The organism is Scytonema sp. UIC 10036 (genome assembly GCF_009725235.1).
On the sequence record NZ_WJFC01000093.1, the window covers coordinates 1 to 12,603 of the forward strand.

Annotated in this window: 12 protein-coding genes; 8 read left to right on the top strand and 4 right to left on the bottom strand. The window is 41.4% G+C overall.

Annotated elements, in window-relative coordinates:
• The first annotated feature begins 356 nt into the window (after positions 1-356).
• The 3 genes from F7734_RS33775 (at position 357) to mutT (ending at position 2,507) form a co-directional block, all read left to right on the top strand.
• Positions 357-1,313 (top strand): RNA polymerase sigma factor, RpoD/SigA family, encoded by a 957-nt coding sequence (locus F7734_RS33775; RefSeq protein WP_155748903.1) that lies wholly within the window; start codon positions 357-359, stop codon positions 1,311-1,313.
• A gap of 272 nt (positions 1,314-1,585) precedes the next feature.
• A complete protein-coding gene (locus F7734_RS33780; RefSeq protein WP_166482316.1) occupies positions 1,586-1,921 on the top strand; it encodes a DUF760 domain-containing protein in 336 nt (111 codons plus the stop codon).
• A 175-nt stretch (positions 1,922-2,096) separates the two neighbouring features.
• Entirely contained in the window at positions 2,097-2,507 is a 411-nt protein-coding gene (gene mutT / locus F7734_RS33785; protein WP_155748905.1) for an 8-oxo-dGTP diphosphatase MutT, read from the top strand.
• An 80-nt stretch (positions 2,508-2,587) separates the two neighbouring features.
• On the opposite strand, the gene F7734_RS33790 is transcribed toward mutT, so the two are convergent.
• On the bottom strand, positions 2,588-3,775 hold the full coding sequence (locus F7734_RS33790) for a histidine kinase (protein WP_155748906.1): 1,188 nt from the start codon (positions 3,773-3,775) through the stop codon (positions 2,588-2,590).
• 562 nt (positions 3,776-4,337) lie between these two features.
• On the opposite strand from F7734_RS33790, the gene F7734_RS33795 reads away from it, so the two are divergent.
• From F7734_RS33795 to F7734_RS33815, 5 genes are all read left to right on the top strand, one after another.
• The gene (locus tag F7734_RS33795) at positions 4,338-5,750 is read left to right on the top strand and encodes an S-layer homology domain-containing protein (RefSeq protein WP_166482317.1); all 1,413 of its coding nucleotides are present in this window, start codon (positions 4,338-4,340) and stop codon (positions 5,748-5,750) included.
• A 269-nt stretch (positions 5,751-6,019) separates the two neighbouring features.
• Positions 6,020-6,487 (top strand): CBS domain-containing protein, encoded by a 468-nt coding sequence (locus F7734_RS33800; RefSeq protein ID WP_155748908.1) that lies wholly within the window; start codon positions 6,020-6,022, stop codon positions 6,485-6,487.
• 142 nt (positions 6,488-6,629) lie between these two features.
• Positions 6,630-7,295, top strand: a complete 666-nt coding sequence (gene nblB / locus F7734_RS33805; protein WP_155748909.1) for a phycobilisome degradation protein NblB — start codon at positions 6,630-6,632, stop codon at positions 7,293-7,295.
• A 591-nt stretch (positions 7,296-7,886) separates the two neighbouring features.
• Positions 7,887-8,657 (top strand): LEVG family PEP-CTERM protein, encoded by a 771-nt coding sequence (locus tag F7734_RS33810; protein ID WP_155748910.1) that lies wholly within the window; start codon positions 7,887-7,889, stop codon positions 8,655-8,657.
• 912 nt (positions 8,658-9,569) lie between these two features.
• Entirely contained in the window at positions 9,570-10,328 is a 759-nt protein-coding gene (locus tag F7734_RS33815) for an LEVG family PEP-CTERM protein (protein ID WP_155748911.1), read from the top strand.
• 150 nt (positions 10,329-10,478) lie between these two features.
• On the opposite strand, the gene F7734_RS33820 is transcribed toward F7734_RS33815, so the two are convergent.
• From F7734_RS33820 to rpaB, 3 genes are all read right to left on the bottom strand, one after another.
• On the bottom strand, positions 10,479-10,997 hold the full coding sequence (locus F7734_RS33820; protein ID WP_155748912.1) for a DUF456 family protein: 519 nt from the start codon (positions 10,995-10,997) through the stop codon (positions 10,479-10,481).
• A gap of 75 nt (positions 10,998-11,072) precedes the next feature.
• Positions 11,073-11,699, bottom strand: coding sequence for a cofactor assembly of complex C subunit B (locus tag F7734_RS33825; protein ID WP_155748913.1), 627 nt, complete (start codon positions 11,697-11,699; stop codon positions 11,073-11,075).
• A gap of 174 nt (positions 11,700-11,873) precedes the next feature.
• The gene (gene rpaB / locus F7734_RS33830) at positions 11,874-12,602 is read right to left on the bottom strand and encodes a response regulator transcription factor RpaB (protein WP_038087821.1); all 729 of its coding nucleotides are present in this window, start codon (positions 12,600-12,602) and stop codon (positions 11,874-11,876) included.
• Between the last annotated feature and the right edge of the window lies 1 nt (position 12,603).

The following is a 12,603-nucleotide window of genomic DNA, read 5'->3' on the forward strand; positions in this document are numbered from 1 at the left end:
GATAAATTCTATCAGGGAGGATATTAGGCTTAAATGATCTGTAGTTCAAAGAAATTTGGATTGACAGCTAGCCAAGCAGTTATCATAAATGTTACAGTAATTAATAATAAAAAATAAAAAGTGTTTACTTAGGGAATTTTTATCTAACTGTAGATACTTGTAAAAAATGGGAAATAGCTGTAATTTTTTGCAGTTAAGAACCAAAATATGACCAAGAGCCGCAGAATAGCCGTTGTGCGTCAGTTGCAAATTACAATATAACTTTCCACTGAAAAACACCGGAAGTAACCTTCTAAAAGGCATCTATCAGCTCTAACCCCACTATTAAACCCAATTATCAAGAAAAGAGTAGCGCCATGAAGACCGCTCAGACAGCTACAGACCTAGTGCGGACTTACTTACGTGAGATTGGCAAAGTGCCACTCCTATCGCACGAGGAAGAAATATTCTATGGAAAGCAAGTACAGCGTTCAACAGCATTACAAGAAATCAGGGAATCGTTAGCCACTCAATTAAATCGTCAACCCTCGCTAGAAGAGTGGGCAAAAGCAACGCAACTAGAACCCGCAGAGTTGAACGAAGCCATAGCAGATGGTGAAGTAGCGAAACGCAAAATGGTAGAAGCTAATTTGCGACTGGTTGTGTCTGTAGCTAAAAAATATATCAAGCGGAATGTTGATTTACTCGATTTAATACAAGAAGGTAGCATAGGAATGCAACGGGGTGTAGAAAAATTTGACCCCACAAAAGGATATCGGTTCTCTACCTACGCTTACTGGTGGATACGTCAAGCTATCACTCGTGCGATCGCAGAAAAAGGTCGTACCATTAGATTGCCCATTCATATAACAGAAAAACTCAATAAAATCAAGAAAGCACAGCGTCAATTATCCCAAAGATTGGGACGTGCTCCTACAGCTTCTGAGCTAGCCCAAGAATTAGAACTGACTCCAAGACAAGTGCGAGAGTATCTCGAAAAGGCGAGGTTACCATTATCCTTAGATTTGCGATTGGGTGATAACTACGATACAGAACTCGGGGAAATGTTGGAAGATCCAGGAACTTCTCCAGAAGACTTTGTTACCCAATCATCCTTATCTAAGGATTTGGAAAGTCTTATGGCGGAACTGACACCACAACAAAGAGAAGTTTTATCCCTACGATTTGGTTTAAATGATGGACAAGCGCTGACACTCTCCAGAATTGGTGAACTTCTTAACATTAGCCGCGAACGAGTCCGGCAAATTGAGAGAGAAGCCCTCAGTAAACTCCGTAAATCTAAAGCAGGTATAAATGAATACTTAGCAAGTTAGCTAATTGTCATTGGTCATTGGTTATTGGTCATTGGTAAAGAACTATGAACAAATGACAACGGACAAATGACAACGGACAAATGACCAATGACAAAAAACTCTTGGGTGAAAAACCCGTTACTCGTGGTACGGTTACAACGACTCCCAAAAGAGAAGATACTTGTTACATTAGATGATAGGAACACACAACGCGAAAGCATTGTCCATACCTAAAGACGCAATTGTGACCTAAGTAGTTTTGACCACAGTTGTGGTATTCCAAGGAGGTAAAAGTGAGTAACCCATCTAACCGAGTCTCAGAATTTTTTAACGGTGAGTCAGAAGCAGGCAATTTGTTATTGCAGTACGTCAAATCTCTAAGCCCAGATACAGTTAGCCAACTATCCAAACCGACTTCTCCAGAAGTCTTCCAAGCTATGGAGCGCAATATTATGGGAATATTAGGGAACTTACCTTCAGAGCACTTTGGAGTTACTATCACTACTAACCGCGAACATTTAGGTCGCCTGCTTGCCTCCGCCATGATTAGTGGTTATTTTTTACGTAATGTAGAACAAAGGATGAATTTTGAAATGGTTCTGCAAAGAACTGAAGGTAACGAGGAATGAAGTGACAAGTAATCTCTAAAAATTCAGCAGTGAGAATCGTTAAGTACATAGGTTGCTTGGGCAACAATGGCAAAAATATAGAGTTGCTCCCTGCAAACTCCATGAATTACAAACTCGGCAAATATGTATATCATTTGCCGAGTTTTGTTGTATCTTTATGTATATTGAAAAACGTATGAGCGAAACAACGTCTTCTGTACCGCATAAAATCATAGGTGTTGCCATAGTCAAAAATGACTTAGGACAGATTTTAATCGATCGGCGACCTTTAGAGGGAGTTATGGGAGGTTTGTGGGAATTTCCTGGAGGAAAAGTTGAGCCAAATGAGACAGTGTCTGAGTGCATCAAACGTGAAATACAAGAAGAACTGGGGATTGAAATTGAGGTAGGCAAACATTTACTAACAATCGATCACACCTACACTCACTTACGAGTTACTCTAACAGTTCATGAATGTCGCCATCTTTCAGGCATTCCGCAACCTATTGAGTGTGAAGAAGTTCGTTGGGTGAGTGTAGATGAGTTAGAAACATTTACTTTTCCCGAAGCCAATCTTCAAATTATTGAGGTTTTGAAAAAGAGCTAATTGCTAATTGCTAATTGCTAATTGCTAATTGTGAATTACTATTAGCCATTAGCCATTAGCCATTAGCCATTAGCCATTAGCTAATTTGGATATACTGGTAATGTAAAGTGGAACCATGCTCCGCCTTCGGGAGCAGCATCTACCCAAATTTGACCGTAGTGTGCTCGGATAATGCGTTGACACAAACACAATCCAATACCATAACCTTCGGTGGTTTCGTCTCTTTCTAAGCGGAAGTGATTTTCAAAAATGCGTTCTCGATTTTCTTCGGGAATACCGGGACCTGTATCACCAACACTAAATTGAACTTTTTGAGTTGTACGGTGCAGCCCGGATACCGCAATACTACCGCCTTCAGGAGTATATTTTATTGCATTGTCTAACAAATTCATCAACACTTGCCGTATGCGTTCTGGATCGGCATAAACGCTAGGTAAATCTTTCGGGATGTCTTTTGTCAATGTATGAGATTTAGCTGTGTAGCGATCGCGTAACTCTTCAAGTACCTCTGAACAAAGTTTGCCCAAGTCTATCTTCTGAGGTTGTATGTAAAATTCCTTTTCACTGCCGCGACTGACCTGTAGAAGGTCAGTAATCATCTTATCTATTATCTTGGTTTGGCTGCGAGCTTGTTTAAATAAGTGTACCGTCATCTTTGGTGTGATGCGCTCAAAAGTCCCTTGTTCTGAGTCGAAGTTAGATTGTAAGGTATCTATAGCTATGGAAGCCGCAGTCAGGGGGTTGCGAAGGTCGTGGGCTAACATAGCAATAACTCGGTCTTTGAACTGTAACTGTTCGGTAAGTTTCTCTTTTTCTTGTTTTAAACGAAAGATTTCATCCGAGAGGTGTAAAAGTTCTTCTGAAACAGCTAGGGAACCAATTGTATGCTTTTTATCCTTAACAAGACCATTATCAACCGTGTTTTCGTCTAAATTACTTTGTAATTCTAAATACGCGTCTACAGCCGCCTGCCACCTAGGCCACCACGTTTTCAATTGAGCTGTAATGTTACTACCAGCCAAAATTTGTCTTGGTTCCGGATGGATTTTGATGAGAGCTGGCGTTGCTACCAGTTTAAAGTGTTCTGCCAAGTAGGGCTTTTGTCCTACATCTACAATCTGTAGTTCAAACTTATAGTCAGCCTGCAATTCTTCTAAGAATGAAAGGATTCGCTGTACCTGCTGTCTGGACTTTGGACGTCCATCGACAAAAAGTAGCAGCTGTAGTGGAGCCTCAGAATAAATAGGCCGATCCTGGGAAAGTTGCATGTAATCGTGTTTCAGCACTGGTAACAAACCGACGACGCGTAATGGTGGAAGTGAAATTGACTGGCGGTTGTCCTCGATGGAATGGTTGCTCTGTTTTTTTCAATTTAATATCTATTTTAGATTCTTCATAGTCCTATCCCACACTGGTTTTTAAGAAGAGATACATTCTTTTTAGCTTCCTGGTTCTTTTTTGACCAGATCTTTTCCTAAAAAACATCCATGCTCCTCCTTGGAGGGCAATATTTGCTCTCATCAACCTGTTTCACCACGCTCCAAGGCATAGTGGGTGTATATTGGCTGGTTGATTAATACAAGAACGGTTACCGATTTTTCTAGGCATTGCCCAGCATAGATTGGTTCGCCAACAACATTCCCAAATCGGTTGCACGGAACTGTTAGCGAACTTTACCGTTGTCCATCTTTAGAGGCAAAGAGTGGGTTTAATCTCAGTTTACCACCTCAGATAGTTGCTGATAACCTTGGAGATTGGAGGTTAGGGATTGAGAAAACTGCGTTGACTCTACGCTACTGTAGAAGTTGATCTGCTTATTTATGGTTGTCCGTGTTGCAAAGTAAACGTCCAGTTGTTTCGCTCGGTGTGGCTGTTCTACTAGCTGCGTTAACAGCCTGTGCCAATAGTCCAACTGCCAAAGAAATTGAGCAGTCGTTGGCAGCAGATCCGAAGCTAAGCAGTAACCCAGTTAGTCTTGGTTCTCAAGAAGCAAGCAGTAACCAACAACAGCAAACCGATGGGGCAACAGTTAAGTTACCTGCTGATTTTCCCAAGGATATCCCTTTATATCCCAATGCCAATTTGCAAGAAGTGACACCACCGAGTGACGAAAACCCTGGTGCATCATCAACTCGCTGGATGAGCATTGACCCCAGTAATATTATTGCTAGCTACTATCTCCAACAACTTCGAGCAAACAACTGGCAAATTGTTCAACAGTCAAATGAGCAGGGAAATGTTATTGAGGCGCGACGCGATCGCTTGTTACTCAAAATTTCCATTCAGCCAAAAACTGTCACAACCGCCTCACCCAATCAACCACAAACTTCAACTGAGATAGCGATTGATTATCAACCAAATTCTACAGAAATAGCGCAAGCTACCCCAACTCCTACCTCCAGCCCCGAAACAACTGCAACGGAAGTTCCACCTACTAGCTCTTCACCAGTTGTCGAGCCGACGCGATCGCCAGAAGCAACACCACAACCAAATACCACGGGTGAACCAACCAATAATACTACCAACACCACTACCACTTCTAATCCTCAAGAATTTAGCGATTTAACCAAAGCACCTCAAGAATTCCAAAGATACATTCGAGATCTAGCAGAGTTGGGTGTCTTATCCGTAAGCTCAAATGCTGCTAAGAGCGATGGGGGTTTTGCAACAAACCAATTTGAACCGAATAAAATTATTGCTCGACGCGAGTATGCTCGTTGGCTAGTCACTGCTAACAATAATATGTACGCCAGCGATCCAGCCAAACAAATTCGCTTAGCATCCTCTGGTTCCCAACCCGCTTTTAGTGATGTTCCAAAAACCGATCCAGATTTCCCAGTGATTCAGGGATTAGCTGAAGCTGGATTAATTCCTAGCCCTTTATCAGGAGATGCTACAGCAGTATTGTTTCGTCCGGGCGCACCTCTGACACGAGAACAATTGATTTTGTGGAAAGTGCCTTTGGATACACGCCAAGCCCTGCCAAATACCAATTTAACAGCGATCGAGCAAACTTGGGGTTTTCAGGATGCAGGGAAAATAGACCCCAAAGCATTGCGAGCAATTCTGGCAGATCATCAGAATGGCGAACAATCAAATATTCGTCGTGTATTTGGATATACCACAATATTTCAGCCGAAGAAGCCAGTGACTCGTGCTGAGGCAGCAGCAGCTTTGTGGTACTTTGGAACTCAAGGCGAGGGAATATCAGCAGCTGAAGCCTTAAGGGTTAAACGTCCATGAAGTTAACATTTGTCATTGGTAATTTGTCATTGGTCATTTGTCACTAATTACTGGTCAGTATATGTGGGATGAGCGCCAACTGTTTAAAAGCATATAAGAGTTGGTGATGCACCATTCTCCTAGTGGTGCGGAAGAAGAAATCAATCAGTTCTTAATGCAGCAGAGTTCGAGTGAATTTTTGGTTAAAATGTGTGAATGGGAAGAGGGTTAGTGCTACAGCAACTACGTACAATAATGGCAATGAAACCTAGTAGCACGACAGCAAGCAAATGCCTAAAACCGTTGCCGATGTAATGAGCCATAACCCAATTGTTGTGCGCCCTGAAACTCCTTTAAAGGAAGCCATTCAAATTTTGGCAGAGCGACGAATCAGCGGACTACCCGTTACAGACAATACTGGGAAATTGGTAGGCATCATCTCAGAAACGGATTTGATGTGGCAAGAAACAGGGGTCACACCTCCTGCGTACATAATGTTTCTTGACAGCGTTATCTATTTACAGAATCCCGCCACTTATGAACGTGACTTACACAAAGCACTGGGGCAAACAGTTGGCGAAGTGATGACTCACAACCCCATCACAATTTCTCCTGATAAAACTGTGACAGAAGCTGCTAGACTCATGCACGATCGCAATATTCACCGTCTTCCAGTACTTGACAGCGAGGGTCAAGTCGTTGGTATTCTCACCCGTGGTGACATTATCCGAGCAATGGCAGCAAGTCAGGAAGGTTAGTTGTGAGTTGTGAGTTGTGAGTTGTGAGTTGTTAGTTGTTGATTGTTGCTACCACTAACCCCTAACCCCTAACCCCTAACCCCTAACCCCTAACCCCTAACCCCTAACCCCTAACCCCTAACCCCTAACCCCTAACCAAAAAATGAGTACTACTCCAGAATCTGTTAAGCAAATGCTTGGCTCGCAAGATTTGGGCGATCGCTTGCGTGCAGTGAATCTCGTTCGTCAATTAGAACCAACAGTAGGCTATGAGTTAATTCAAACCGCTATCAACGACAGCAATTCCCGCGTGCGTTACTCAGCTGTCAGTCAATTAGATACCCTTGGCAAGCAAAATATAGATTTAACCTTAAACGTTTTGCGCGATCGCCTTCTCAACGATCCAGAAGCTGATGTACAAGCAGCAGCAGCAGATTGTTTGGGTGCTCTTAAGCTACAGGAAGCTTTTCAAGATTTACAACAGGTTTACCGCACAACTAAAGAATGGATTGTCCAATTGAGCATTATTGCTGTATTAGGAGAGTTAGGAGATCCAAGAGCCTTTGAGTTGCTCAAAGAAGCCCTCGCTTCCAATAATGAGCTAGTCATTACAGCTGCGATTGGTTCTTTGGGAGAGTTGGGCAATCCACAAGCAGTTCCCCTTTTAGCTCCATTTGTTACAAATCCCGATTGGCAACTCCGCTATAGACTGGCGCAAGCTCTAAGGCGTTTGGGTAGTGCAGATGCCAAACCTGTATTAGAAACTTTAGCTAACGATGAAGTAGAAGCAGTTGCCGCAGAAGCCAAAAAGTCTTTGAACGAGTCTTAAAGCCTTTAGTCCCCTCAAAAGATTCTCTGATTACCACTTTAATTCTGGATTTGATCTGAATCAAATATGAGGGGAAGTCAGTAAAAAAACTCAATACTTATAATCTCGTCAAAAAACATACATTCAATCAACAATGATTCACGCATAGTATACGTGAATCATTAATTTTATATTGCTTTAAAGGTTAAAGATTTGATATCTTCCGAACTTGCTTTCAATCAGAGGAAGTGAAGAGAACAGGTGCTCGCAAATATACAAGATAGATGTATTTTTTAGCACCATTTTTTAAGTACAGTTTTCGGTTTGTACTTAAGTTAATATTTTTTTAACAAAAGGTTTAAAGAAACATCATTAAGATTGGTTAAATTTCCGTAAAAATCTCAAAACTAGTCCGTAATTTATTGTCAAAAAAAAATTGCATATTGTGTAGATTTTACGGAAATTTAATAATAACATAAATAGCAAAATCAAGATTGCATTAATTCTCTTTTCTAGTCTTCTCGAACTCTAAAAAACTATTTAAATTAGTGGAATAGGAAAGAGGCAAAATACATTTCTCTGCCTTTAATAGAAATCAATTGGAAGTTAGTTATGCAAAAATTTAATTTGAGAGCAGCAATCGTTTTAGGAACCACTCTAAGTATAGGTATAGCTGCTAATATGCCTGCGGCTCACGCTATTTCTCTTGTTCCCAATCAAGAAGGTGAAATCAAACTAACTAATTTTGGCTGTGTTGTGAATCCTAGCGACTGTATTGATACCTCATCATTAGGTTTTACAGTCACAAGTTTGGACTACGGTTCAGAATATGGGCTTCCACAATATGGCCTCAGCCGTTTGTTTGTTGATATGAATGGTACAGCAAACAACTGGGCATCTGGAATTAGCTTTGCTAAAACAGATGCTGGAACTAACCCAAGTGCTTATCAACTTTGGTTGCGCCCTGTAGCTATCAAAAAGGATAGTTCAGTACCTGAAAATGGTCAGTTAGAAATAGGTCGATACGAGTTTACGTTCGATCGAGCTTATGAAGATCTTGAATTGAGCTTCCTTGATGTAGAGACTAGTGGTTTTAGTGGCATTTTAAGCGTGAACGGACAACCGCCCACTCAATTGCTTCCAGCCAAAGGCAACAATAAGATACAAACATTGAAGTTAAACAACGTGAAATCTTTTATAGTTCAATTAGGAATAGCTGGATCTCAGTCTAAGATTCAGCCCGGTGACGGTGTGCGGTTAGCTGGGATAGCAACAAAACCAGTACCCGAACCAGGAACTACATTGAGTTTGGGTGTTTTGGCATTTGTCGGTTTGTTTGGCTTACGGAAACGCGATCGGGCTTCAAAAACTCGTACTTCCTAACTGCGCTAAAATAAAGGATTTTTGTAGAGTAGGCATTACCCACAATTCAATGTTGCTGGGCGGTGCTACTTCTATAGGTAATCAAACGTAAAGGTCAAGACTAGCCATAGAGCCATGGAGCAAAGACGCGCCATGGCGCGTCTCTACATTTGTTTTATGTTTATTTGGCACTATTGTGAATTACTCGTCTAGCAAAATTCTTCGATCTTGAACTTCTGGAAAATTTACTGAGTGATAAATTATACTAATCTTAAAATGAAAGTACTAAAATTTAGTACAAGTTTCTCTAGTAGTTTATCGGAAAACCGCAGCAATTTGGGATTGATTTTTGAGGAAATAAAAAGAGCTTGAGAGATTGATAGGCGCGATCGGCTGGAAGCTTAACGGAGTACAGCCGTATTGCGTGCATTATAGCTAGACTTCAACTTGTTCAATGCCATACTGATAAGGGCTTTAACCACATTCAATACTGCAAGGGCTGAGAGAAATTGTAGGTTGGGTAGAGCGATAGCGTTACCCAACAAATGCTGATAAATGTTGGGTTTCGTTCCTCAACCCAACCTACGTGTTTTGGAATTTATGTCTCAGCCCTTGTAGTATTGTAACCACATTATGTTTTTTCAATTAAGTAAATAGCAAAAGAATCGAAAATTACTTACGTAATATAAAGTCCAATTCAGTAATAATATCAACTTGAAAGTTGGATTTAAGAATTCAAATCATTTTTAAGTATTAGGAGTTTTTACTGACAAAAATACAATCATAAATCTCAAAATTAAGATTGTATCAATTCTGATTTTTAGACTTTTCGATTGAAAAAAAGATGGCTAAATTAGTGAATGTAAAGAGCGGGCAAAAAAAATTAAAACTGCTGCCCGTAACTAATAGGGCTAATCTAATCGGGAGCAAGTTATGCAAAAGTTCAATTTAGTAGCAGCAACAATTCTAGGAACAAGTTTGAGTATAGGTCTAGCTGCTGCAATGCCAGCCGCTCACGCTGTTTCTTTGATTCCTCAGCAAGAAGGTGAAATTGGCTTGACCAATTTAACAAGTGTTTCTAGCACCACTATTGATACAACATCAATGGGCTTTAATGTTACAAGTTTACAATTTGACAGTAAGCTTGGACTCAGCCGTTTATTTGTTGACAAAAATGGTACAGAAAATACCTGGGGTTTAGGAATTAAATTTGGAGCAACAGACCTTGGAACCAACCCAAACAGCTCGCAATACTGGTATCGTCCTGTTGCTATAGGGACTGACAATAAAGTACTTGAAGGTGGTCAGTTAGAAGTGGGTCGTTTCTTGTTCAACTTGGATAAAACATATGAAGAAGTATCATTAGACTTTGTTGACGTAGAAGACAACGGTTTCAGTGGCATTTTAGAAGTAAATGGACAAAGCGTTAGCAATCTACTTAATGCTGGACCTAACGATGGTACTCAATCCTTAACTTTAAAGAATGTCAAATCATTTGTTGTTCAAATGGGTAATTCTGGCAAGAATTACAGTAATCCCAATGCCCGCTTCGCTACTGGTGACGGTGTTCGTTTGTCTGGGCTAGGAGTAACAAAAGCAGTACCCGAACCTACAACCACCTTGGGCTTGGGTGCAATGGCAGTAGCTGGTTTATTGGGCTTGCGTCGTAAAAAAGCTTCTCAAGTTGGTTAATTGAAGTTTTGTGCAAATCGCAAATCTCTCATCAACCAAAAGTTTTGAATGAGATAATCTAAAGCCTGTTTTCACAGGCATTCTTGAAAAATCCGTCCTTTAAGCGTTACTAAAAACTCGCCAAGGCGGGTTTTGTTTTTTTGTAATTTTTCAAGAACCAAAAACCTGCGACCAAGTAGTCACTAGGAAAGTCACAACAGCTCCAATTGCCAACAACCCTTGAATCAAATTTCCAAGTATTGTACCTACCACTATTCCAATCCCGGCTTTAATGGCAACCAGCCACTCACGTCTGTAAAGGTACTCACCGATAATTGCTCCTAAAAGAGGACCTAACAACATCCCCAATAATGGACCGCCAACAGGCAAAGCGGGTAATAATCCGAAAAAGCCTAGCAAAAATCCTACTATTGCTCCAATTTGTCCCCACTTGCTAGCACCTGCTTGTTGTGCTCCGATGTAACTTGCTAAAAAATCAATTCCTATACTCAGAAGTAAAACGATAACAGTTACAATAAGCGGTATTTTTATAGCTGCAAAGGAACCACTGACAAAGCCCCAAATGATAATCCCAATCAAAATTAAACTTGCTCCTGGAAGGGCAGGAATGACTGCACCCGCAATCCCTACAAGCATCAGGGCAACGATTAAAATGTAAATAATTTTCATAGAGTTAGGGGTGAGTGGTTAGTTGTTAGTGGTTGGTTGTTAGCTGTTTTCCTACTAACGACTAACGACTAACCACTAACCCTTTAGCGTAACAGCTAATTTATCTGCTATTCCGGCAATCCAAGTTTCATCCTGTTTGGTGTAGCTTCGAGGAGCATTTGCACCTAAGATGAGGACTCCTTCTTTGCCAATCGGTTGACAAATGACACCTTGAGTATTCTCCGGTAAATAATCAAATTCAACTCGTCCTGGGTAAATTTTTAAATCTACCAAATACACTGGTTTTTGTTTTTCTAGCACCCTCTTGAGTATTGCTCCAGGTATCACATCTGATTTCTCAGCTAAAATTCCCCTGCGTAACAAAACTTTACCTTGATAATAAAGAACGAGCGATCGCGTCACCGTATTAGTTAACAACAAATGCGATGCCCAGGCGAGTTCGGTTTTTACAGTTTCTGGTAAATCGGGGGCTAAGACAAAACCTTCTTCACCTGTAAGTTGAACGGCATCCGGAGGGCGCGGTTGCACTTGTTGCCATAGTAAACCGATCAAAATCAATACAGCGCTTAATATGACACCAAGCACATCAGCGCGTGCTTGAGATTCAGTTATATCTGGCGTCAATAACCGATTAATCAACAGAAGCACAGCGCCTAACCCACCCACTACGATAGGCAGACGCCGCAAAACGTCATTTGTCATTAATTGTTAGTGGTTAGTTGTTAGTGGTTGGTGGTTAGTGGTTAGTAGTCATTGGTCATTGGGCATTGGGCATTGGGCATTGGGCATTGGTTATGTGAGTTATTCTACCTTGTCTCCCTTGTCTCCCTTGTCCTGTCCTCCTTGTCCTCCTTGTCCTCCTTGTCCCCCTGTCCCTCATTCTTCTCCCGGTTCAATTATCCGTTGAAACAAATAACCGGTTCCTCGTGCTGTCAGTATTAACTCTGGGTTACTGGGGTCATCTTCTAGTTTTGCTCGCAGGCGGGAGATGTGTACGTCAACGACACGGGTATCTACATGGCGTTCTGGTGTGTATCCCCACACTTCTTGCAAAATTTCCGAACGGGAAAAAGCTTCGCCTGAACGACTTACTAGCAGTTCTAGCAAGCTAAACTCCATACCTGTTAAGCGAATGCGTTCGTCCCCCTTGTAAACTTGCCGCTTGTTGGTGTCAATTTTAATATTGCCTACATGAATGACACCGGAACTGGGAATCCCGGAAGCACCAGTTTTGTCTACTCGCCTCAGAACCGACCGAATACGGGCTTCCAACTCTTTGGGAGAAAAGGGCTTAACTACGTAATCATCAGCACCTAACTCTAAACCCGTTATTCGATCTGCTACATCCCCTAGGGCTGTTAACATAATAATGGGTACATCCGATTCCTTGCGTAATTCTTGGCATACCCCATAGCCATCTAGCTTTGGCATCATCACGTCAAGGACGACTAGGTCTGGATCGGCTTTGCGAAACGTGTCCAACGCTTCTTCTCCATCACCTGCTGTCACTACGTCATAGCCAATCATCGAAAGGCGTGTTTCCAAAATCCGACGAATGCTGGCTTCGTCATCTACTACCAGAATTTTTTCTTTATGACTTTCCAAG